A 22,156-nucleotide genomic window follows, 5' to 3' on the forward strand; every position below is an offset into this window, starting at 1 on the left:
ATGACACGAAGCAAGACACTCTTCATCGTGCTGGTCGCGCTGGTCATCGGATTCGGCGTGGGCTTCGTGCTGCGCCCGGTGATCATGCCCGTCGAGCGTGCGCCGGCCCTCGCGAGTCCGGCCCCCGCCGCACCGGAGCCGGCCGAACCGCGCGGGACGCAGTATTTCGCGGCGCATCTCGATGAAGCACGGGAGATCGTGGGGCAATGCGCGGAAGGCTCGGTGCGGGGCAGCGAGTGCGCCAATGCCGAGCAGGCCGTGATCGAGGCGGAAGGCCGCGACCGCTTCAAGAAGTTCATGGGCAACTGACGGCAGGCGGCGCGCTCTCACTTCCCCTGCGCGCGGTGCCGGCGAAAGGCGCGGTCGGTTTCCATGAACCGGGCGAGCATCGGCGCGACCAGCTTGTCGGGCGGGACCGGCGCTCCCCCGGTCTCGGCTGCGAGCGCGGCGGCATAGGCGACGAGATCGCGATGCACGGCGGCGGGCAGCTCCACGGAGAGCTTGACCGGCCGATCGTCGGCCAGCGGCCCCAACTTCAATTTCGTCATCGTGTCGCTCCGATCGGTTCAAGCACCAGGTCGCGCGTGATGACCACGCGCAACGGATGCCCCGGCCGGATGGTGAGCGTCGGCTGCACATTGAGCTGCCGACGCACGATCTGCTGGCCGGTCTGGTTGATGGTGTCCTGCGAGCCGCGACGCAGTGCGCGAGTAAGTTCGTCCTCGCTATCCGCGCCCAATTCGGCGCCGACGCCGAGCAGTGTCGAAACGGCGGCGGCTTTCAGCAGATTGCCCCAATGCTGGTTTACGCGATCCTGTAGGCCAGCATATCCGGCCGCATCAGCGCCGGGCTGGCGCTCGAGAACGATCGAGCGGCCGTCCGGCAATATCAGCCGATCCCATGCCAGCAGCACGCGCGCCTGCCCGGCGGCGATCTCGCTGTCATATTCGCCGATCAGCCGCGTGCCCTGCGGGATGAGCAGGATGCGGCCCGTAGGGCTGTCATAGACGTTTGCCGTTACCTGGGCGGTGATCTGGCCGGGAAGGTCCGAACGGATGCCGGTGATGAGCGCGGCAGGGATGATGCTGCCGGCCTGCACGATGTTGGGCGAGGCCGGCGCCACGAGGCGTTCGACGCTGACCGTCCGCTGATTAGACGCCTGCGCCAAGAAGGCTCGCTTGGCGGCCTGGTCGCCCTGCGCCGTCTCGGCAGGTTGCGGTGAGGCAGGAGCACCAGGCGCTGCCGTCGCGAGGTTCGGCAAAGACGGCATCGCAGCGGCCCCGGCGCTGCTGCCACCCAAGAACACGCCGCTCATGCGGGCGGCGTCGCGCTCCTGCTGCGCGCGCTGGCGGGCGGCTTCCTCAGCCTGCGCGCGCGGATCGGGCTGGGCGCCGACCGGCGGGACCTGGACATTCTCCCCGCGCTGCTGGGCCGAGACGATCGGGCCGCCGAGGTCGCCGGGAAGCGGCGGGCCGAGTTTCGGCGCTTGGCTATAGTCGCGCGGTCCCGACGTGATGGTCTCGGACGTGGCGCGGCTGTCGGTGTTGTAAAGCTCCTTGGCCTCCTTCTCGCCGGCCGGCTTGAGCGCATAGATCAGTGAGCCGCCGATCCCGAGGCCGGCGACGACGCCGAGGGCGGCCAGCGCCTTGCGCGACAGGCGCATGACGCGCGGCGGGTTGCCGCGAAGCTGGAAGGCTTGCGGATCGGGGCGCGGCGCTTGCGGTGCGGCCGCCTCGGGCGGGGAATTGTCGGCGGGATCGGTCACGGCCGCCCCCTGCGCCCATTGTCGCGCACGATGCGGACGCGCTGCTCGCCGCGCCGGTCGCCCAGGCGCAGCTCGGCGGCGGCGAACAGCCGGTCCACCACCATGTAGCGGCCCTGCACGCGGTAATTAACTAACTCGGCATCGCCGGCCGCGCCGGTCACGAACAGCGGCGGCATCTCGCCCTGCGAGATCCCGGCCGGAAACTCGATGAACACTTGGGCTGCATCATCGAAGGCGCGAACCGGCTTCCACGGCACGCGGTCGCCCTCGATCCGGTAGCGGAAGTTGAGCGCCGCGAGGTCGAGGCCGGTCGCGACGGGGGCAGCGGCGGCATTGGCGCCGCGCAGCGCGATGAGCTGGTCCTGCGGATAGGTCCATGAGACCGAGGCCATGTATGTCGATGCGGTCGCGCGCAATTCGATGTGATAGGTGCGCCGGTCGGTATTGATGACGAGGTTCGTGGAAATGTCGGGGCGTGTTGGCTTCGCCAGGATATGCACGCGCGCCGTCGCGCCGCTGCCGCTCACCGTGTCGCCGATGATCCAGCGCACGGTGTCGCCGGCCGCGACCGGCCCGGGCCCCACGAGCTGCTCGCCTTCCTGAAGCGCGATGTCCGTCACCTGGCCGGGCGCGGCATAGACCTGATAGAGCGCGCCGTCCGTCCAGGGATATTGCTGGATGGCGTTGAGGAAACCGTCGCGCACCGGCTGCACGCGGGCGGCCGCGTTGGCGGCCCCGACACGGCGGCGCGGATCGGCGGGCTCGGAAGTCGCTGCCCCGGCCGCGACCGGCTTCAATTGGCCGGGGAGCGGCAGGGGTTCGGGGATCGTCACCACCTCGACGGCGCGGAGCGGTTCCGCGGCCGGCGTCGCCGCGATCTCGCGCGGCGGATCATCATAGCGAATCGCGGGCGGCTTCGCCGATGTGGTGGCGCAGCCGGCGAGCGCGGTGGCGGAGACAAGCAGGACCGCCGAGGCGGAACGGCGAAATGGCGTGTGCGTCATTGCGACAGCTCCCTTGACCAATTCAAAGCGTTGACGAAGACGCCGAGCGGATTCTTGCGCAGGGCGTCGGGGGTGCGCGGCGGCTGCACGACGATGGTGAGGATCGCCGACCAGCGTTCGGTGGCGGCAAGGCTGCCGTCCTGATAGCGGCGCTCGGTCCAGGCGACGCGGAAGCTGTCGGGCGATGCCCGGATCACGCTCGACACGTCCACCGCGACCTGCACCCGGCCGACATTGGCGAAGGGGTCGTTGGCGCGGGCGTAGTCGTTGAGCGCCACCGCGCCCCGATCGGTCGTGAAGTCGTAGGCGCGCAGCCAGTTCTGGCGGACGATCACCGGATCGGCCGGGATCGCCCTGACCTGCTCGATGAAGCGGGCGAGATGGAACGCAATTTGCGGATCGGTCGGGCGATAGCCCGCCTCGGCGGGGGCGACGGCCTGGGCCTCGCCGAGCCGATCGACCTGCACCACCCAGGGCACGATATGCCCACGCGCCGATTGCCAGACGAGACCGGCGGAAAGGCCGCCCGAGAGCGCCAGCGCGCCGAAGAAGGCGAGGCGCCAGTTCTTCGCCTGCACGCGCGCGGAGCCGATGCGGTCGTCCCATTGCTGGGCTGCGCGCTGATAGGGTGTCGTGGGTTCGGGCGTCTGGCCGTAGCGGATGGTGGGGCGTCGGAACATGGGAGGTCAGTCCTTCTCTTTGATGTCGGGACCGGCGCCGCCGCCGTGGCTGTCGCCAGCCTTCATGGTGTGGGCGAGGACGGTCGCGCCGTGGCTGACGGCCTGGCGGCGTTTCATCGCGGCGGCCCATTCAGGCTGGGCGGATGCGCCGGCCGACGCGGAACCGCCAGCGGTTGCAGCCGCCGGGGCGGCGGATGCCGGCCCGCCGGTGATCGTGCCGCCGGTTGCGGTGAATCCGGCACGGGCGCCGGAGCGGAAATTGGACTTGATCGCCTCGCCGCCCTTGGCGGCCGCCTTGCGCAAGGGCGAAAGGACGGCGTTCGCCGCGCTTCCCGCCGCCGCTTGGCCGACAGCGGCCATGCCGCCCGCAACAGCGCCTGCACCGCTCTTGCCGAACGAGCCGAGGCTGTAGGCGCTGGTGGCACCGCCTGCCATCTGAGCGCCACCACGCGCGGCGGCGCCGGTCATCCGGCCGGCCGCACCGACTGCGGACCCGGCCGCGCCCACGCCAAGGCGTGCGGCGGCGGCGCCTCCGATCAGCGCGCCGCCTGCCGCCAGCGCGGTCCCGGCCGCCGTACCCGCGCCGAGCTGCGGGCCGCCCGAGACGATGCCGTTCGCAATGCTGGGGCCGAAGATCGACAGGCCCAGCAGCGACAGCGCGGCAAGCGCGATGGCCATGACCTGATTGATGTCGGGCGCGGGGCCGAGGGCAGCGCCGGTGAACTGGCTGAACAAGGTGGTGCCGATGCCGGTGATGACGGCGAGCACCAGCACCTTGATGCCGGTCGAGACGACATGGCCCAGCACCTTCTCGGCCATGAAGGCGGTCTTGTTGAAGAAGGCGAAGGGCAGCAGGACGAAGCCGGCCAGCGTCACCAGCTTGAACTCGATCAGCGTGATGAAGACCTGCACGGCGATGATGAAGAAGGCGAGCACCACGATCACCCAGGCGAGCAGCAGCACGAGGATCAGCGCGAGGTTGGAGAACACGGCCCAAAGGCTGGAGAACTGGCCCGCCGCATCGAGCAGCGGCTTGGCGGCTTCGAGCCCCTTCGCCGCGATCGTGCCGGGCTTCATGAACTCGTCGATCGTCATCGCCCCGCCGCTGGCCTGGAGGCCGAGCCCGGCGAAGCTCTCGAACACGATGGTCGCGAGCAGCGAGAAATTGCCGATGATGAAAGCGAAGGTGCCGATGTAGAGCGTCTTCTTGACGAGGCGCTGAAGCACGTCCTCGTCCGCGCCCCAGGCCCAGAACAGGCCGGCGAGCGTTACGTCGATGGCGATCAGCGTGGTCGAGAGGAACGCGACCTCGCCGCCGAGCAGGCCGAAGCCTGAGTCGATGTAGCCGGTGAAGATGTTGAGGAAATTGTCGATAACGCCGGTGTCGTTCATGGCCGGGTGCCTTCATCCGGCGCCGTGTCGCTGCCGCGCTCGATCTCGGGCGGGGGCTCGTCCTGGCGGAAGAAGCGGCGGCGGTTGACGGCCCAGGCCGCCTCGCAGCCACTATCCGGCTTGGTGAGCGAGGCGCAGCGATCCAGCTCGCGGGCGAGCCTGGCCTGGCCTTCGTCCGCCGGCAGGAAGAGCGGGGGCGCGGGCGCAGGCTCATCGGGCTGGACGGCGGCGACGATCGCCACCGTCATCATCAGCCCGGCCAGCGCCGCCACCCCTGCGATCTTCGCCGTGCGCGACATCGGGCGTCTCAGTTGCCCATGAAGCGGCGGAACCGCTCGCGCCCTTCGGCCTCCTCGGCCGCCTGGCGGGCGGATTGCAGCGCCTGCGCCCGGCCCTGCGCCGCGACCGCGGCGGTGAGGTCGGCGAGCTGCTGCGATTGCAGCGCGAGGAGCTCGTTGCCCGCCTGCGTCGCCTGGAGCGCGCCGGTCGCCGACTGGCTGGCCGAGACCAGGCTGTACATCGTCGTGCGGGCGCCTTCGATGTTGCCGACGACGCCGGCCTGCACCTGCAAGGCATCCTGAAAGGCGCCGACGCTATCCTCCCAGCGGGCATTGGCGTTGGCGACCATCTGCGCGTGGGTGCCGGTGAGCGCCGCGCCCTTGTAGCGGCCGTTGAACACCTGCTGGACGTTCTGCACGTCATAAGCGATGCGCTGCGCCTCGCCGAGAAGCTGCTGGGTGCGCTGCACCTGCTGCTGCAACTGCTGGAGCGAGCTGAACGGCAGCGAAGCCAGGTTGCGCGCCTCGTTGACGAGACTGGTCGCCTGCTGCTGGATTTGCTGAATCTGGTTGTTGACCTGCTGGAGCGACCGCGCGGCCGTCAGCACGTTCTGCGCATAATTGGTCGGGTCATAGACGATCCCGCCGAACTGAGCGTGCGCCGGCGTGGCGGCGGTGATGCCGATCATGCTCGATGTGGCGATGGCGCCGGCCAGCATGGCGCGGCGCAGGATATTGGGTTTCATGGGGTCGTGTCCTTCAAGGCAAGGGGGAGCTGGCCGGCATCTTCCCGGCGACCGGCCAGCGGATCGAGTTGGGGTTCGGGAAGAAGATCGACCGCCCAGGCCAGGCCGCGATGGCGCAGCCATTCGGCGGCGAAGCGCTCGCGGCCGTGGGTCTCGACCAGTTCGGCGATGCGGAGCTGATCGGTCTTGGAAGACGCGGCGGCGAAGGCCAACGCGACCTCGCCTAGCCCCAGCTCGAACAGCCGGTTGCCGCGCCGCGACTGGCAGTAATAGTCGCGCTTGGGCGTGGCCCGGCTGAGGATTTCGATCTGGCGAGCGTTGAGGCCGAACCGTTCGTAGATGGCGGCGATCTGCGGCTCGGCGGCGCGCTCGTTCGGCAGGAAGATGCGCGTCGGGCAGCTCTCGATGATGGCCGGCGCGATGTTAGAGGTTTCGATGTCGGCCAGGCTCTGCGTGGCGAAAACGACGCTGGCGTTCTTCTTCCGCAAGGTCTTAAGCCATTCGCGGAGCTGGGCTGCGAAGTCGGGGGTGTCGAGAACCAGCCAGCCCTCGTCGATGATGATGAGCGTCGGCGAGCCGTCCAGCCGGCCTTCGATCCGGTGGAACAGGTAGGACAGGACGGAGGCGGCTGATCCGCCGCCAACCAGGCCCTCCGTCTCGAACGCCTGCACCGACGCTTCGCCGAGCCGTTCGACCTCGGCATCGAGCAGCCGGCCCCACGGTCCACCAAGGCAATAGGGGGCGAGCGCCTGCTTGAGCTGCTGGCTCTGGAGCAGAACCGCGAGCCCGGTCAGCGTGCGTTCCGGCACGGGCGCACTGGCAAGGGAGCCGAGCGCCGACCACAGATGCTCCTTGGCCTGCGGATCGACGGGGACGCCTTCGCTGGCGAGGATCGCCGCCAGCCATTCGGCCGCCCATGCGCGCTCGGCCGGATCGTCGATACGGGCGAGCGGCTGTAGCTGGACGCTGCCGTCGCCGTCGTCGGACAGCCCGAGATCCTGCCAGTCTCCGCCCGCCGCCAGCGTGGCGGCGCGGATCGAGCCACCGAAGTCGAACGCGAAGACCTGGGCGTTCTCGTAGCGGCGGAACTGCATCGCCATTAGCGCGAGCAGCACCGACTTGCCCGCGCCGGTCGGGCCGACGATCAGCGTGTGGCCGACATCGCTGCCATCGGGGTGAAGGGAAAACCGGAACGGGGTCGAGCCTTCGGTCCTGCCATAGAGCAAGGGGGGTTGTCCGAAGTGCTCGTCCCGTTCCGGCCCCGCCCATACTGCTGACAGGGGGATCAGATGGGCGAGATTGATGGTGGAGATCGGCGGTTGCCGGACGTTGGCGTAGGTGTGGCCGGGCAGGCTCCCCAGCCATGCCTCGATCGCGTTCATCCCCTCGGGGATCACGGTGAAGTCGCGGCCCTGGATGACCTTCTCGACCAGCCGCAGCTTCTCGGCCGCAATGGCGGGATCGCCGTCCCACACCGTCACCGTCGCGGTGACATAGGCCATGCCGGCATAGTCGGAGCCCAGCTCTTGCAAGGCGGTGTCGGCGTCGGCGGCCTTGTTCGAGGCGTCGCTGTCGAGCAGCGTGGACGCCTCGTTGGTCATGACTTCCTTGAGGATGGCCGCGACCGATTTGCGCTTGGCGAACCATTGCCGCCTGATCCTGGTCAGCAGCTTGGTCGCGTCGGTCTTGTCGAGCATCAGCGCGCGGGTGGACCAGCGATACTCGAAGGCGAGCCGGTTCAGCTCGTCGAGCAGGCCGGGGAAGGTCACGCTCGGGAAGCCGACGATGGTGAGCGTGCGCAGATGGTGCTCGCCGAGCTTCGGTTCGAGCCCGCCGGTCAGCGGCTCGTCGGCGAGTAGCGCGTCGAGGTGCATCGGAGTTTCCGGCACGCGCACGCGCTGGCGGCGGGTTGAGGTGGTGCTGTGCAGGTAGGTCAGCGTCTCGCCGTCATCGAGCCAGCGGACCTCGGGCACGAAGCCCTCGACCAGATTGAGAACGCGGTCGCTGCGGTCGGCGAAGCCCTTGAGCAGTTCCCACGGATCGACGCCGCTGGTGGACCGGCCCTCGTAGAGCCACCCTTCCGCGCGCGCCGCTTCCTCGGCCGGCGGCATCCACAGCAGGGTGAGATAATAGGCGCTCTCGAAATGCGCGCCTTCCTCGCGGAACTGTTCGCGGCGCTCCATGTCCACGAGCGCCGAGACCGAATCGGGAAAATCGGAATCGGGGTAGTCGAGCGCGGGACTGCGCTGCGCCTCGACAAAGATCGCCCAGCCCGAGCCGAGACGCCGGAGCGCGTTGTTGAGCCGCGCGGTGGTGGCGACCAGCTCGGCGGGTGTGGCGCTGTCGAGATCGGGGCCACGGAAACGCGCCGTGCGCTGAAAGCTGCCGTCCTTGTTGAGAACGACGCCCTCGCCGACCAGCGCGGCCCAGGGCAGGAAGTCGGCCAGGTGGGCGGCGCGATTCCTGTATTCGCGCAGGCCCATCATGGCCGCATCCACGCCGGATAGCGGAGGTGCCGCCGGGCCACGTCCACGAACTGCGGATCACGGCGCGCGGCCCAAACCGACAACGCATGACCGATTGCCCAAATCGCCAGCCCGGCGATCCAGAGGCGAAGGCCGAGGCCGATCGCGCCGGCGAGCGTGCCGTTGACGATGGCGAGCGAGCGCGGGGCGCCGCCGAGCAGGATCGGCTCGGTCAGCGCCCGATGGACCGGCGCATAGAAGCCGGCGATCGGCTCGACGGGATCGGCCGCGCCCGTCATGCGATCAGCGCCCCGCCGCCGAACGAGAAGAACGACAAAAAGAAGCTCGACGCGGCGAAGGCGATCGACAGGCCGAAGACGATCTGGATCAGCCGGCGAAAGCCGCCCGAGGTGTCGCCGAAGGCCAAGGTGAGGCCGGTCACGATGATGATGATGACCGCGATGATCTTCGCGACCGGCCCCTCGATGCTTTCGAGGATGGATTGCAGCGGGGCTTCCCACGGCATCGACGACCCGCCCGCGTGGGCGGGCGCCGAGATGGTGAGCGCGATGACGCTGGCGGTGGCGGCGAGCATGGCGCGGCGTGCGCCATGCCGAAGGGCATGGATCATGGTGCGTCTCCGAGGTTGGGGGGTGCGAGGGGGGTCAGGCGGTAATCGCCGGTCTCGGCGTCGATCCCCTCGACGCGAGCCAGCTCGGCGAGGCGGCGACCGTGCCCGTCGCGAACCAGCACGGCGATCAGGTCGATGGTCTCGGCGAGCAGCGCGCGGGGAACCGTGACGACGGCCTCCTGAATGAGCTGCTCCATGCGGCGCAGCGCCCCGAGCGCGGTCCCGGCGTGGATGGTGCCGATGCCGCCGGGGTGGCCAGTGCCCCAGGCTTTGAGGAGGTCGAGCGCCTCGGCGCCGCGCACCTCGCCGATGGGGATGCGGTCGGGGCGCAGCCGCAGGCTGGACCGCACGAGATCGGACAGCGTGACGACGCCATCCTTGGTCCGCATGGCGACGAGGTTCGGCGCGGCGCACTGAAGCTCGCGCGTGTCTTCGATCAGGACGATGCGGTCGGTGGTCTTGGCGACTTCGGCCAGGAGCGCATTGACCAGCGTGGTCTTGCCGCTGCCGGTCCCGCCTGCCACGAGGATGTTGGCGCGGGCGGCGACGCCATCACGCAGCGCCGCGGCCTCGGCCGGCGACATGATCCCGGCCGCCGCGTATTCATCGAGCGTGAAGACGGCGACGGCGGGCTTGCGGATCGCGAAGGCGGGCGCGACGACGACGGGGGGCAGCAACCCCTCGAACCGCTCCCCTCCTTCGGGCAGCTCGGCCGAGACGCGCGGGGACCGGGCATGAACCTCGACGCCGACATGGTGCGCGACCAAGCGAACGATGCGCTCGCCGTCCGCGGCGGCCAGCTTCATGCCGGTGTCGCTGATGCCTTCGCCGAGCCGATCGACCCACAGCCGGCCGTCCGGGTTCAGCATCACCTCGATGACGGCGGCATCGTCGAGCCAGGCCGCGATCGACGGGCCGAGCGCCGTGCGCAGCATCCGCGCGCCGCGTGTCTTCGCCTCGGAACGGATCGGATGGACGGTCAAAAAAAAGCCCCTGATGAGGGCCGGGCGAGCCGCCGCCCGGCGTCAGGGGCACATCAAGAGAGGCAGAAAAGACCGTGCTTCAATAAGTAAATGTGGTCGTCGTAGTCTGGCGTAGAGATACAAGAACTGGCGTAGTCAGCTCATTCTTCTTGGAGCGGAAAGTCCTCGCCAATTTCTTGCCTGACCTTCGAACCCTTCGCGAGTCGGCGGCCGAGCGCATCCATGAAGGCGTCGTAGCGGTCGCCGCCCTGGCGACGCATCGCGGCCCGCTCGCTCTCGGGCGGCGGCGGAGTGTTCGACAGCCAGAAGCGCACGAACAGCGCGATCATCTCGACACCGATCCCCGTGTCGCGCTCCAGCCGGGTGATGCGGCGGTCCAGCTTGTCGAGACGCTTGGCGATGGCGGCCTCGCGCTGCTCGTCGGCGTCGGGCGACAGGAAGGATGCGATGGCCGCCTCGGCGATCAGCGACCGGGACTTGTCCCTGCGGTCGGCATAGGCGGCGAGCGCGCGCATCAGCTCGGGGTCAAGATAGACCGACAGCGGCGTCTTGGTGCTCATAGCTCGATGCCGTCCTCGGGATCGAGCGACGCCTGCCGGGCCACGCGCTGCATCTGGCGGCGCACCGTCGCCTGCCGCGCCGCATCGCTATCGGGGTCCGGCTCGTCCAGCTCGAACTCGTTGGCGGGCGCGGGCCGGGGCGTCGGCGCGATGTCGATGTGGGGCTCCAGCGCCGGCTCGCGGCGCAGGTCCCCGTTCGCGGCATCGTCCTCAGCACCCGCCTTCTTGGCGGCCTTTTTCTTCATCGGCTTCTTGGGCGATTCATGCTCGATCGGCTCGGGCATCGGCGGCGCCTCGATCGGCGCCAGGCCGCTCCAGTCGTCGGGGCGCGGCGGGCCGCCTCCGACATTCATGTCAGGCGGCGACATCACCCGCTGCGTGAACCGCCGGTCCTTGAAGTAGCGGGCCTTCTTTGCCCGGATCGGCGGGATGCCCGCGACCATGACGATCTCGTCGTCGGGCGGTAGCTGCATGATCTCGCCGGGGGTGAGGAGTTGGCGGGCGGTCTCAGAGCGCGACACCATCAAATGCCCGAGCCAGGGCGAAAGCCGGTGGCCGGCGTAGTTCTTCATCGCCCGCATCTCGGTCGCGGTGCCGAGCGCGTCCGAGATGCGCTTGGCGGTGCGCTCGTCGTTGGTGGCGAAGCTCACGCGCACATGGCAATTGTCGAGGATCGCGTTGTTCGGCCCGTAAGCCTTCTCGATCTGGTTGAGGCTCTGGGCGATGAGGAAGCTCTGGATGCCGTAGCCGGCCATGAACGCCAGCGCGCTCTCGAAGAAGTCGAGTCGGCCGAGCGCCGGAAACTCGTCGAGCATCAACAGCAGCCGGTGGCGCGATTGCCGCGCCTTCAGGTCCTCAGTGAGCCGGCGCCCGATCTGGTTGAGGATGAGGCGAATGAGCGGCTTGGTGCGTGAGATGTCGCTGGGCGGCACGACGAGGTAGAGCGTGACCGGCAGCTCGCCCTCGACCAGATCCTTGATGCGCCATTCGCAGGTGCGCGTGACCTGCGCGACGACGGGATCGCGATAGAGGCCGAGGAACGACATGGCGGTCGAGAGCACGCCCGATCGCTCGTTGGCCGATTTGTTGAGCAGCTCGCGCGCGGCCGAGGCGACGACGGGATGGACGCCGGCCTCCCCCAAATGCGGCGTCGTCATCATCGCCCATAGCGTGCTCTCGATCGGGCGGCGGGGATCGGACAGGAAGGCGGCGACGCCCGCCAGCGTCTTGTCGGCCTCGGCGTAGAGGACATGGAGGATCGTGCCGACCAGTAGGGCATGGGAGGTCTTCTCCCAGTGGTTGCGCTTCTCCAGCGAACCTTCCGGGTCCACCAGCACGTCGGCGACGTTCTGCACGTCGCGCACTTCCCAGGCGCCCTTGCGGATTTCGAGCAGGGGGTTGTAGGCGGCCGACGCGCCGTTGGTCGGATCGAACAGCAGCACCCGCGCGTGCCGGGCGCGAAAGCCGGCGGTGAGCTGCCAATTCTCGCCCTTGATGTCATGCACGATCGCCGAGCCCGGCCAGGTGAGCAGCGTCGGCACGACCAGGCCGACGCCCTTGCCGCTCCGGGTCGGCGCGAAGCACAGCACATGCTCGGGGCCGTCGTGGCGCAGGTAGTCGCGCCCGAGCCGACCGAGCATGACGCCGCTGTCGCCCAGCAGCCCAGCGGCGGCGATCTCCCCGCGCGTCGCCCAGCGCGCCGAGCCATAGGTCTCGGCGTTCTTCAGCTCGCGCGCACGCCAGACCGACATGCCGATGGCGACGACGATCGCGGCGAACCCGCCCGACACAGCGATGAACGCGCCGGTCTGGAATATCTCCGGCGCGTAGGCGTCAAACGAAAACCACCACCAGAAGAAGGCCGGCGGCGGATAGATCGGCCAGTCGCCGAGCATGAACCAGGGCGCCCCAAGCTGGGGCTGATAGGCGAGCGCTGCGGCCGTCCATTGCGTCGCGGCCCAAATGGCTGCGAGCACGATCAGGAAGACCGTGAAGACCTGACCCCAAAGGATTTTGGTTGCCGACATGGCACCGAGGTCGATGCGTACCGGACATCAAATCAAGTCACTGTTATTGTTGAGGGAAGTCTAGCGTAGAAATACAGGGAGTAGCGTAGTTTAGTCTGCTATGTTTTCGACGGTGATCGATTGAACGGTCCCGTATGTCGCGCGCTATCAGAGCGGACAGATCGAGAACAAGGTGCTTTACCAACCAGAATGGGTATGATACCCGATCCAAGTTCGGGCATCATACCCGAACCGGAGAAAAATGGTGCGTCTAATCGGATCGCGGGATGTCCTGAAGCTGACCGGGCTTTCGGCTGATCAGCTGCGCGAATGGACCGTGCGGCGCAGGCTCATTCATCCGGACGTCCCGGCATCACGCCAGGGTCAGCAGGCTCAATTCGGCTGGCAGACAGTGCTGTTGCTCCGGCTCGCCGTCGTTATGCGCAGCCGGTTCCATGTCGAACTCCAAGTCCATCGCGACCTGCTGCTTCGCGCACGCGAGCTATTGAACGGCCGGTCCTTTCCGGGCCTGTGGAACCACCGGCTCGTTATCTTTGGACTCGATAGCTGTGCGCTGCTCGGTGGTAGCGATCCGTTGCCGGCCGACCAGGATGCAATCCTGCTTCGGCTCAACGCCCATCTTGAGGCGCTGTCGCAGGGCTTCGGCGTCTCCGAGCCGATCGCGCAACTCCCTCTCTTTCCGGCGGTGGGATTGCGCCGAAGCGAAGCGCCGGCTGACGCAGAGGGCGGCATCATGCTGCGCACTGCCGAAGGTGACGCGGCGTGACCGCGCTCGCCAGAATCGAAGCGGGACTGCGTGCGATCGGCTATCGACCGGAATCGCTCATCCACGACTATAGCTTCGCCGATGTGCTGTCGGAGGCGGGCGAGGAACAGTGCGTCGCACTTGCCGCGTTCACACAAGTTCCCGAATCCTATCGCTCGGCCGCCTTTGGCGTGATTACCGGCACGCACGATGCGGACGCCGTGCTACGCCGCCGGGCGCTCGGTGCGCCGATCTTGTTCTCGATCAGCCCTGAAGATGTCGGGGTCTGGCGGGTCGGCGCGGAAGGCAAGCCACGTCTGAGCGAACGGGTTCCGCTCGACCAGCTGGACGCGCTGTTCGAGCGCAATGCCGACAATTGGAACCCACACGCGGTTCACCGCGCCAAGTCGCTGGCCCAGACCCAGACGGCCTATCAGCTCGACTTCGTCGATCTGGGACTGATGCCGGCGATCGAACATGAGATCGAAGTGAAGCTCGATCGGCTGCTCGGCGAAGTCATTGCCCAACTGCTGTCCGGGATCGACGATCCGCAACGCGAAGAAGCGGTTTTCCGCACCACCTTCAGGCTCCTTGCCGCCAAAATCCTGATCGATCGCCAGCATCCTGACGCGACATCATGGACCCATGCGCCGGTGCGCGATGTGCTCGCCGGCATCGAGACCTATTATCATCTCGATCATATGCTGCGGCCCGCGGTCGATGCCCTTCCGTCGTCGGCCGTGGAGACTGCATGGACGACGCTTCGCGGCGCCATCACCTTCCGGAACATTTCGTCGGACAGTTTGGCATTCGTTTACGAAAACACGCTGGTGACGGCTGACACGCGCAAACGCTTCGGCACGCACTCTACCCCCAGACAAGTGGCTGAATATGTCGTTGGCCAACTCGATCTCGGCCGCTTCGATCTTGAGGACATAACGATCTACGAGCCGTTCGCTGGCGCGGGTATGTTCCTCGTCGCGGCACTGCGGCACCTGCGCGATCAGCTTCCCGATACGCTCACCGGCGAGGAGCGGCACGCTTTTCTCGTCAAGCGGATCAGCGGTGCGGAACTCGACAGCTTCGCCTGTGAAGTCGCGACGCTATCGCTGATCCTTGCTGATTACCCCAACGCAAATGGCTGGAAAATCGCATCCAAGGACTTGTTCGAGAAAGACGCGCTTCGAGCAGATGCCGCTGGCAAGCGCATCGTCCTGTGCAACCCACCCTGGGAGGACTTCGACAGCGAAGAGCGCCAGCGCTATCCCGAGATGGCGGCAAAGTCGTTCTCGAAGCCGATGGCGGTGCTGCGGACGCTCATCGAAGCCAAGCCCCAAGCGCTGGGTTTCGTTTTGCCGCAAGGCTTTCTCCGCCAGAAGCAATATGGCGAACTGCGCCAGCTGCTCGCTGACACATATGACCGGATCGAGCTGACATCGCTTCCTGACCGCATCTTTCAGCGTGCCGGGCTGGAGGCGGCCGTGATCATCGCCACCGGCCAGCGCGACGCTGATGCGAAGAATCTTCCGAGCCAGTTGCGCTCCGTCGAAGTCACCGACCGAGGCCGTCCGGATTTTCTCATGACGGGTAAGGTCACCACCGAGCGCCGCCGCACCAAGCTGGTATGTTCGGGGGACCTTTGGATTGGTGCGCTCGACGAGGTCTGGGAATATCTGGCGGACTATCCCGTGCTTGGTGGTCAAGCCGAAGTTCATCGCGGCCTTCAGTGGATCAGCCAGTCTGCCGGCTGGAGCGCAGTTCCTCGGGAGGGCTTTGCCAGAGGAATTTTCAAGCCCGCGGACTCGCTTCTTCAATTTAGTATCACCACGACCGGCTTCGTCGATATGCGCGAGGAATCCGCATATCGGTTCGGTCCACTCACGCGCGCCTGGGACAAACCCAAAATACTGGTCAACGTGGCGCGCCGGTCGCGTGGCCCCTGGCGGCTGGATGGCGCGCTAGACGCGAGCGGGCTCGTGCCGTCGCAGGCGTTCTTTGGCATCTGGCCGACCACATCAGACCTGCCAGTGGAAGCGATCGAAGCGCTGATCAACAGCCCGCTGGCGAGCGCCTTCGTCCTCGAGCGGGCCTCGAACCAGCATCTCACCAATGTTGTTATGAAGCAGCTGCCGTTGCCAAAGCGGGGCGCGCTTGGTGACGTGGTCGCCGCAGTGTGGCGCTACCGCGACGCGCTTGGCGCCGCCGCAGCCCATGCGCTACGCACGCCCGAGATCGACGAGCGGTTGGAAGGGTTGCTGATCGATATCGACGCGCAGCTCTTGAAGGCCTTCGATCTGCCTCCTCGTCTGGAGCGACGATTGCTCGAAGCGTTTCGTGGACATGAAGCTGAACGGCGTGTCGCACATACCTTCAAGGGCTGGTTCCCAGAGGACTTTACCGCCTACCTCCCGCTGCACGAATATGTCGGCCCGCTGCTACGCGAAAACACTGGCGCCTGGGCGCTCGAAGTCTTCACGCCGGCACCGGAGCACGAGGTTGAGCGGCTCAGGCGCTACGTCCAGTAGCGGATGGACACCTATCTGCTCGATACGAACCTTGTGTCCGTGCTCTATGACGCGCGGAGGCCCAATCATATCGCCGTCCGCCAGGCAGTCGCCGACTTACCGGCGCAAGCCGCGCAGCTCGTATCGGTAGTAACGGTCGGCGAGCTCAGGTTCGGGTTAGCGCTCGCGCGCGCCGCAAGCCAGCCGCTCACGCACATTGAAGCGTGCCTCGTCAGCACCGAGGCACACCCGTTGGCCGAAGTCACACGGCACACGGCAGATGCCTTCGCGACCGTTAAATCGAGCGTCGCGCTGGCGCGGATCGACATCAGGCGCCGTATTCCACGCTGGGTCGAGGCCTGGACCGATCGTGTGAGCGGCCAGCTTCTGCAGATCGATGAGAATGATCTCTGGATTGCGGCACAAGCGCTTGAACGAAACTATGTCGTCGTCACCTCCGACCGGGATTTCACTCAAGTGATTGCGCCGGTGGTTCCGGACCTTCGCGTTCTTCTCGTCTGAGCGACTCCTTCTTTTGCTTCAGCTCGCTCTCGGCCCCAAACCCTTCCGCTAAAGGCCCAGCCCTCGGCCGCGCCCGAACGACCAATCTACCCCGCCGCCCGTACGCATGACGCCGGAGATGTGCTTGCCGATCTGGCGGTCGAGCGAGGGCGACCAGGGCACGAGCTGGAAGCTCAGGCCATTGTCGATCATGGCGAAGCGCCCCGAGGCGAGCGTGATCCGCTGGCGCACCGTGCCCGCGACATACTCCCCGGCCTTGGACGGCGCGTGCGGCTGGCCGATCTCGGCCGACAAGTCCTTGGCGGCCGCGTCCAGCTCGCGGCGGCGGAGCGTGTCGAGCAGGTTGCGCGCGAAGATGATCCGCTGTCCCTGCCGCCGCGCGAGCCCCTCGTCGGCGAGATGCTCGGCGCGGGCCTCCATCGCGGCGCGCACTTCGGTCCCGAACCCGCCGCCGAGATCATGGCCGTCGCCTGACAGGTTGCGCCGGTCGAGCCAGGTCGCACCCGGCGCGCGGACCTGCGCCTCAAGGTCCATGTCGGAGCGCACGGCCAGCGCCACCCGCTGCCGGCCTTTCCGGTCCTCGAAGCGGCGCAGCTCGACGATCGCGCCGGGCCGGCAATCGCCGGTCGCCTCGATGTCGGGAAGCTGGACATGGTGGGTGCGGCCGTCGATCCCGTCCACGATCGCATAGGCTTTGCCGGTCAGCTCGTCATGCAGGCCGCGATCGACCAGCCGGCCGATAACGGGCTGAGCGGGATCGGCGTCGAGGACATAGCTGCCGGCGCCCCGGTCGATGCCGCGGTCGCTCATCGCCTTGTGCATTCGCTTGATGATGTCGTCGCGCTCGCCGAGTTCGCGCAGCGCCGCCTGGGCATCGCCGGCCAACGTCCACTGGCCGGGCGCGATCTCGCTGGCGAGGCCGAGCCGCTCCAGCTTGCGCAGCCGTCCCATCCTCAGCACATGGTCGCCGTCCGGCCGGACGCTGGGCTCGGGCGCCATGTCGATCAGGCCGTTGCGCTGCATGGTCCGCGACAGGTCGCGGTCGATCTCGGTCCAGCGCTCGGCTTCGATCTGCCGCTCCAGCGATTGCCGGATTTCAAGGTCGGTGCGCGGGCCGAGTTCTTGGGTGACGATCTCGCGCGCCTGCGCCCGCATCCCTTCGCGGATATAGTCGCGCGAGATGATGAGGTTCTGCCCGTCCTCGCCGACGCCCCGCACTATGATGTGGATGTGGGGATTGTCGGTGTTCCAGTGCTCGACGGCCCGCCAGTCCAGGCGGGTGCCGAGATCCTTTTCCATGCGGGTCATCAGCTCGCGGGTGAAACCCTTGAGGTCGCGCATCTGCTCGGCATCCTCGGGCGAGACGATGAACCGGAAATGATGCCGGTCGTCCTCGCAGCGGGCGGCGAACTCGTTGCGGTCGAGGCCGTCTGCGTCGGCGCCGAACAGCACGCCCCGCTCGCCGTCGCGGGTGACGCCATCGCGTTGCAGGTAGTTGAGATGAGCCGCGAGCGAGGCGCGGCCGCCATGCCGGACCACGCGCGCCTTGACGATGACCTGGCGCGATCGGTGGCCGAGCCGATGGGTCGCGCGGACGCTCGCCACGCGGCCCCGACCGAAGGTCGAGCGGCCCGGCGCGACGATCTGGCCGCGGCGCGAGACATGGCCGCCGGCCCGCTGCGCGGCGGCGAGCGCTTGGACGATGATCGGCAGCGCCCGCTGGCTACCGCGCGAGCGGATACGGCCTGGCCGGAGGCGGAAATCGTCGTCGCGGCTCATGCCGGGACAGGCCGCAATGTGCGGCAAACCCTGCGCGCTGCTGGTTTCCAGCCAGCGCCGCACAGTGCGGGATTTCCGCACACATTGCGCAGCAATGCCCGAAAGCCTTGAGAATCAAGGCCACAACCGAGGCGCAGGGGCTCCGCACATTGCCGCCCTTTATCTTGCCCTCGACCTTCCCCCTTCAGAAAGACAGCCCTGCTCCCTTCCGGCGCTGCGAAAGCCTGCGCCGAAACCCGCCAGAGCGCGCGAAAGCCGCTCACGGCGGAGGCCGCCCGGAAAGCGGGACGAACAGGCCGTTGGAGGGAGACGCGGCATCGGCCATGACAAGCCCGGCGCGGTCGTCGGCCGGCCCTTCCGGCGGCACCTGGGATACCGTGCGATCGGCGGATCGCGGCGCAGGCGAAACCGCGCCCGGCCGCACCGCGAACAGCGCAGCGCGGCGCCAAGCGAAGGGATCGGGCAGCGGCGCGGCGGCAAGCCGAGTGTCGTCCGAACCACCGGTGATCGACGCCAGCTTTGCGAGATAGGCGCGGGTCTCGACGGGCAGCGGACGACCGCGCGACAGATATTCGTCGTAGCGGCCCGGCCCCGCGTTATAGGCTGCCAGCATCGCCGTCGCGTTGCCGTAGCGGTCGTGCATCGCGCGCAGATAGGCCGCGCCCGCCATGATGTTGTCGCGCACGTCGTAGGGGTCAGCCCCAAGCCCATAGCGTGCGCGCAGGCTGGCCCATGTCGCGGGCATGATCTGCATCAGGCCCATCGCTCCGGCCGACGAAACGGCGCGGACATCGCCGTTGCTCTCGACGCGCATGACCGCCCATATCCAGCGTTCGGGGATTCCGAAGCGCCCTGCTGCGTCGGCGACATGGGCGGCATAGGGATGGCGCGCGGCCGCTCTCTCGGCGGGCGCGTCCTGCGCCCGCGCGGCGACGGGCGCAGCGCTCGGTGCGAGCAGCAGCAGGACCGCGAGCAAGGCGGCCGACACGCCCCGGCTCCGCCGCCAGCCTGCCAGCGTGCTCGCTCCGGTAAAGGGTGCGCGCGAAGCGCCGGCCGAGGGCCGCCCTTGACCTTCGCTGCGCGCGCCGGCCGGCCTGCGACCGAGCGGGACGGAGGGATGAGGCGGTCTTTCCGCGAACAGAGGGATGATCGGGGAAGGCACTGATCAGCTCCGATCGTCGCGGGGCCGGGGGCGTTTCCACGACAGCCTGAACGTCCGTCCATCATCATCGGCACGGAACAGCACCGGCCGGAACGCCGCCGGGAACAGCGGGCTGTCGATCTCCAACGCGATATAGTCGCCGGCACGTTCGCCGACCCGTTTCCACGCGCCGCCGACCTCGGGGCCATCCTCGTCGTCGAGGTGGACGCGGTAGTCGGGCGCATTTTCGGCGTCGCTCGGATCGAGCGCGACAAGCACGATCGCCTCGTTGATACCGAATAGTCGGACGCGGCCGGCATAGCCGTCGGCGGTGGATTCAAAGATATTGGTTTGCATGGCCGATCTCCTTGGCTTCGGGGGTGGAAGGCGATGGGGACGGCGCGCGCAGATAGAGCGGCGTCGCGCGTCCGATGACGGCGGAAGCCGGCAGCGGGCCGAAGTAGCGGCCGTCCAGACTGTCGGGATGGGCGGGATTGAGCAGCAGCAGCTCGCCCGATCGCAGCGTGCGGCACCCCTGCCAGACCGGAAGCGGACGGCCCTGGCCATCACGCGCGCGGGCGATGGCGACGCGCCGGCCATCGACGCTCACCGCATCGCCGATCCGGCATGTCCGCTGCCCGGCTTTAGCCGCGACATGCTTCAAGAGCGGCACACCCTCGGGCAGATAGCCGCGCGTCGAAAGCCAATGCGCCAGCCGTTCGGGCGGCGCGACGGCGACCAGCGCGCCGATGGCGGGATCGCGGTCGGGATGGATGCGGTAGAGGCCGATGGGCGCGCTGGCGCTGGCGTTCCAGATGGCGCGCGGGAGCGGATTGGCGACGGCGATAGCGACGAACGCCGCGGCGAAGGCGGATGCGGCGATGGCCGTCGCCATGACGTAGCGGCGGCGTGTCATCCCTCGATCTCCCGGCGCTTGAGCCAGGCGTGATGGCGCTCGATCGTGTAGAGGCGCGACGGCTGGCCGACGGCGATGCGGTTGTGGACGTGGCGCCAATGGTCGGCCGCCGCGTCGCAGGGATCGACGCCGGCCGCCTCCACCGCGTCGATCGCCGCGAGCACTTGTTGGACCTTGGGCCAGCCTTCGATCTTGAGCAGGATGTCCCCGCCCGGCCGCACGAACGGCAACGTCGTGTAGGCTTCGTTGGCCGCGACCGCGCGCACCACGTCGATGCGCGAGACGATCGTGCCGAAGTCGTTCGACGCCCAGCGGACGAAGGCGAAGACGGCGCCCGGTCGGAAGCCGACCACGCGGGTTCGGCGGGTCAGGATGCGGTCCTGGGCGACGCGGCCGAAGCGTATCCAGTGCTCCAGCTTCTTCTCGATCCAGGTCAGCTCGACATGGGTGAGGCCGTCGCGGGCGAGCGCGCTGAACGCGCCGCCGCCGCGCACGGCGGGGGGCTGATCGTCGATCATGGGAGGTCTCCGGGGATGAGGCTCGCGACGGGGGCGGTGCGAGGGCGGCGACCTGGCCGCTGCGCGAGCGTCGAGCCGGCGAGCAAGGCCGCGCTGTCCACAGCCGCGCGCGCCGTTAGCAAGAATCCGAAGGATTCTTTTCTATTAGCACCGTTAGAAGTGGTGCGATTCCGCGAGGATTTCTGCGGGTTTGCGAGGCCCGCGCGTTCTCGAAAGTCCGTGTCCGGCGTTCTTGATCGTCCGAATCCGGCTGTTCCCGATAGTCCGAACCTCATGGCCAGTTCTCCACAGGCTTGAGGCCGACGCGGCGCATGGCGGCGTCGAACGGATCGACGGGGACGGGAGCGAAGTTCAGCCGGTCGCGGCCGAGCGCATGTTCGAGCGTGAGGACGTAGCCGGGGAGCGGCTGGCGCGCGACGATGGCGCGCAGCTCGAACGCGAACCGGCGCAGCGGCGAGAGCACGCCGGATTTGAGGTAAAGGTGCGGAACGTCGAAGCTCCAGCCGCCGCTCTGCCGTCCGCCATGCTTGCGCACGATGCGGTAGAGCCAGCGTTCGAGGCCGCCCGTCAGGTCGAAATAGGCGCGGTCGATGGTCAGCACGAGCGCGCGGTCGAGCACGCCGGCATAGAACCAATCGGGCAGGATCAGCTCGATCCCGAGCGCACGGCCGTTGCCGTCCGCCAGCTCGCGCCATTCGTTGATCCACGAGAAACGATGGCGGCGGCGCTGGTGCTGCTGCCGGATCGAGGTGGCGACGGTGGTGGATTGCAGGCGGTCGAGCGCGGCCTTCAGCCGCTCGTAGCTCGCCTTGCCGGTGCCGCGCCGGGTGAACGCCAGTATCTCGTGCGGCGTCGTCACCATAAGGCGCGAGGTCGGCCGTCCGGCGTCGCGCGCCTCGATGAGCTGGCTCGCCGCCCATATCAGCACGTCGGCGTCCCAAATAGTCGCCATGCCATGCTCGGGCACGGCCTCGACCGAGATCCACGTCGCGCCCATGCGGAAGTCGATGGGCGCGGTGCGGCGGGATTTGGCGAGGCTGAAGAACGGCCAGGCCATCAAGTCCTGCGCGTCGCGGGCCGCAAGGTCGCCGGGGACCGAGCGGAACAGCTCAAGCTGCGTGCGCTCGGCGCTGGACCGGCCGGAGAGGGAGCGTGCAGTGGGCATCGGCGCTCAGCGGCGCACGCAATCGGTGGGGAGGCGCTTGGCGGGATAGACGACGCCGTTGCCCGGATCGGAGGTCGAGCGGCGGGTGCCGAGCGCGGCCCAGGAGTCGAGGTCGTCGATCGCATAGACGATCCGGCCGCCGAGCCTGCGGAACACCGGGCCGGTGCCGTAGCAGCGGTGCTTCTCCAGCGTGCGGGCCGAGAGACCGAGATGGATCGCCGCGTCGGGCGTCTTGAGATAGCGTGGCGTTGTGGCGGCGACAGGCTCGGCCATGATGATCCTCCTGATGATGGCCGGCCCCGAAAAAGGGGTCCGGCGGACAGGAGGTGATCCTG

At 68.1% G+C, this 22,156-nt stretch carries 24 protein-coding genes; 4 read left to right on the forward strand and 20 right to left on the reverse strand.

Annotated elements, in window-relative coordinates; all coding sequences use genetic code 11:
- Entirely contained in the window at nucleotides 1-309 is a 309-nt protein-coding gene (locus LZK98_RS00905) for a hypothetical protein (RefSeq protein ID WP_017502074.1), read from the forward strand.
- A 17-nt stretch (nucleotides 310-326) separates the two neighbouring features.
- Here the strand turns inward: LZK98_RS00905 and LZK98_RS00910 are convergent, their stop codons facing one another.
- The 13 genes from LZK98_RS00910 to LZK98_RS00970 form a co-directional block, all read right to left on the reverse strand.
- Nucleotides 327-548 carry a DUF2274 domain-containing protein gene (locus LZK98_RS00910; protein ID WP_017502075.1) on the reverse strand — a complete coding sequence of 74 codons (222 nt, stop codon included), beginning with the start codon at nucleotides 546-548 and terminating at the stop codon, nucleotides 327-329.
- On the reverse strand, nucleotides 545-1,765 hold the full coding sequence (locus LZK98_RS00915) for a TrbI/VirB10 family protein (RefSeq protein WP_017502076.1): 1,221 nt from the start codon (nucleotides 1,763-1,765) through the stop codon (nucleotides 545-547). The genes LZK98_RS00910 and LZK98_RS00915 overlap by 4 nt, the downstream gene beginning before the upstream one ends.
- Nucleotides 1,762-2,769 (reverse strand): P-type conjugative transfer protein TrbG, encoded by a 1,008-nt coding sequence (gene trbG / locus LZK98_RS00920; protein ID WP_017502077.1) that lies wholly within the window; start codon nucleotides 2,767-2,769, stop codon nucleotides 1,762-1,764. The genes LZK98_RS00915 and trbG overlap by 4 nt, the downstream gene beginning before the upstream one ends.
- On the reverse strand, nucleotides 2,766-3,449 hold the full coding sequence (trbF, locus tag LZK98_RS00925; protein WP_012049883.1) for a conjugal transfer protein TrbF: 684 nt from the start codon (nucleotides 3,447-3,449) through the stop codon (nucleotides 2,766-2,768). Before trbF ends, trbG begins: the two co-directional genes overlap by 4 nt.
- 6 nt (nucleotides 3,450-3,455) lie before the next feature.
- Complete coding sequence (trbL, locus tag LZK98_RS00930; RefSeq protein WP_048938181.1) at nucleotides 3,456-4,841, reverse strand: P-type conjugative transfer protein TrbL; 1,386 nt, start codon at nucleotides 4,839-4,841, stop codon at nucleotides 3,456-3,458.
- Nucleotides 4,838-5,140 (reverse strand): putative entry exclusion protein TrbK-alt, encoded by a 303-nt coding sequence (gene trbK-alt, locus LZK98_RS00935; protein ID WP_017503599.1) that lies wholly within the window; start codon nucleotides 5,138-5,140, stop codon nucleotides 4,838-4,840. Before trbK-alt ends, trbL begins: the two co-directional genes overlap by 4 nt.
- Before the next feature lie 8 nt (nucleotides 5,141-5,148).
- Nucleotides 5,149-5,865: a P-type conjugative transfer protein TrbJ gene (gene trbJ / locus LZK98_RS00940; RefSeq protein WP_017503598.1), complete on the reverse strand. Its 717-nt coding sequence runs from the start codon at nucleotides 5,863-5,865 to the stop codon at nucleotides 5,149-5,151.
- Nucleotides 5,862-8,351, reverse strand: a complete 2,490-nt coding sequence (gene trbE, locus LZK98_RS00945; protein ID WP_026109713.1) for a conjugal transfer protein TrbE — start codon at nucleotides 8,349-8,351, stop codon at nucleotides 5,862-5,864. Before trbE ends, trbJ begins: the two co-directional genes overlap by 4 nt.
- A complete protein-coding gene (locus LZK98_RS00950; RefSeq protein WP_017503596.1) occupies nucleotides 8,348-8,629 on the reverse strand; it encodes a VirB3 family type IV secretion system protein in 282 nt (93 codons plus the stop codon). Before LZK98_RS00950 ends, trbE begins: the two co-directional genes overlap by 4 nt.
- Nucleotides 8,626-8,961, reverse strand: a complete 336-nt coding sequence (locus tag LZK98_RS00955; RefSeq protein ID WP_007406001.1) for a TrbC/VirB2 family protein — start codon at nucleotides 8,959-8,961, stop codon at nucleotides 8,626-8,628. The genes LZK98_RS00950 and LZK98_RS00955 overlap by 4 nt, the downstream gene beginning before the upstream one ends.
- The gene (gene trbB / locus LZK98_RS00960; protein WP_048938180.1) at nucleotides 8,958-9,944 is read right to left on the reverse strand and encodes a P-type conjugative transfer ATPase TrbB; all 987 of its coding nucleotides are present in this window, start codon (nucleotides 9,942-9,944) and stop codon (nucleotides 8,958-8,960) included. Before trbB ends, LZK98_RS00955 begins: the two co-directional genes overlap by 4 nt.
- Before the next feature lie 140 nt (nucleotides 9,945-10,084).
- The gene (locus LZK98_RS00965; protein WP_017502704.1) at nucleotides 10,085-10,504 is read right to left on the reverse strand and encodes a CopG family ribbon-helix-helix protein; all 420 of its coding nucleotides are present in this window, start codon (nucleotides 10,502-10,504) and stop codon (nucleotides 10,085-10,087) included.
- The gene (locus LZK98_RS00970; protein WP_017502705.1) at nucleotides 10,501-12,531 is read right to left on the reverse strand and encodes a conjugal transfer protein TraG; all 2,031 of its coding nucleotides are present in this window, start codon (nucleotides 12,529-12,531) and stop codon (nucleotides 10,501-10,503) included. The genes LZK98_RS00965 and LZK98_RS00970 overlap by 4 nt, the downstream gene beginning before the upstream one ends.
- Nucleotides 12,532-12,772: 241 nt before the next feature.
- Between LZK98_RS00970 and LZK98_RS00975 the strand changes: the two genes are divergently transcribed.
- Genes LZK98_RS00975 through LZK98_RS00985 form a run of 3 tightly spaced genes read left to right on the forward strand, consistent with a single transcriptional unit; the run spans nucleotide 12,773 to nucleotide 16,302 of the window.
- A complete protein-coding gene (locus tag LZK98_RS00975; protein ID WP_017502706.1) occupies nucleotides 12,773-13,297 on the forward strand; it encodes a MerR family transcriptional regulator in 525 nt (174 codons plus the stop codon).
- Complete coding sequence (locus tag LZK98_RS00980; protein WP_017502707.1) at nucleotides 13,294-15,801, forward strand: HsdM family class I SAM-dependent methyltransferase; 2,508 nt, start codon at nucleotides 13,294-13,296, stop codon at nucleotides 15,799-15,801. Before LZK98_RS00975 ends, LZK98_RS00980 begins: the two co-directional genes overlap by 4 nt.
- Nucleotides 15,802-15,804: 3 nt before the next feature.
- Nucleotides 15,805-16,302 (forward strand): PIN domain-containing protein, encoded by a 498-nt coding sequence (locus LZK98_RS00985; protein ID WP_017502708.1) that lies wholly within the window; start codon nucleotides 15,805-15,807, stop codon nucleotides 16,300-16,302.
- A gap of 48 nt (nucleotides 16,303-16,350) precedes the next feature.
- Here LZK98_RS00985 and LZK98_RS00990 read toward each other — a convergent pair whose 3' ends face one another.
- The 7 genes from LZK98_RS00990 to LZK98_RS01020 all read right to left on the reverse strand — a co-directional run bounded on the left by LZK98_RS00990 (nucleotide 16,351) and on the right by LZK98_RS01020 (nucleotide 22,094).
- Nucleotides 16,351-18,081, reverse strand: coding sequence for a relaxase/mobilization nuclease domain-containing protein (locus tag LZK98_RS00990; protein ID WP_026109512.1), 1,731 nt, complete (start codon nucleotides 18,079-18,081; stop codon nucleotides 16,351-16,353).
- Between the two features lie 259 nt (nucleotides 18,082-18,340).
- Complete coding sequence (locus LZK98_RS00995) at nucleotides 18,341-19,243, reverse strand: lytic transglycosylase domain-containing protein (protein ID WP_026109513.1); 903 nt, start codon at nucleotides 19,241-19,243, stop codon at nucleotides 18,341-18,343.
- Between the two features lie 3 nt (nucleotides 19,244-19,246).
- Entirely contained in the window at nucleotides 19,247-19,579 is a 333-nt protein-coding gene (locus tag LZK98_RS01000) for a DUF736 domain-containing protein (protein WP_017502711.1), read from the reverse strand.
- Nucleotides 19,560-20,138 (reverse strand): S26 family signal peptidase, encoded by a 579-nt coding sequence (locus tag LZK98_RS01005; protein ID WP_017502712.1) that lies wholly within the window; start codon nucleotides 20,136-20,138, stop codon nucleotides 19,560-19,562. The genes LZK98_RS01000 and LZK98_RS01005 overlap by 20 nt, the downstream gene beginning before the upstream one ends.
- Nucleotides 20,135-20,656, reverse strand: a complete 522-nt coding sequence (locus tag LZK98_RS01010) for a DUF2840 domain-containing protein (RefSeq protein WP_017502713.1) — start codon at nucleotides 20,654-20,656, stop codon at nucleotides 20,135-20,137. Before LZK98_RS01010 ends, LZK98_RS01005 begins: the two co-directional genes overlap by 4 nt.
- A gap of 271 nt (nucleotides 20,657-20,927) precedes the next feature.
- Nucleotides 20,928-21,821: a replication initiator protein A gene (locus LZK98_RS01015; protein WP_017502714.1), complete on the reverse strand. Its 894-nt coding sequence runs from the start codon at nucleotides 21,819-21,821 to the stop codon at nucleotides 20,928-20,930.
- A gap of 6 nt (nucleotides 21,822-21,827) precedes the next feature.
- Entirely contained in the window at nucleotides 21,828-22,094 is a 267-nt protein-coding gene (locus LZK98_RS01020) for a helix-turn-helix transcriptional regulator (protein ID WP_017502715.1), read from the reverse strand.
- Nucleotides 22,095-22,156 lie beyond the last annotated feature (62 nt).

Origin of the sequence: Sphingomonas cannabina, from assembly GCF_021391395.1 — a bacterium.
GTDB classification, from domain to species: Bacteria; Pseudomonadota; Alphaproteobacteria; order Sphingomonadales; family Sphingomonadaceae; genus Sphingomonas; species Sphingomonas cannabina.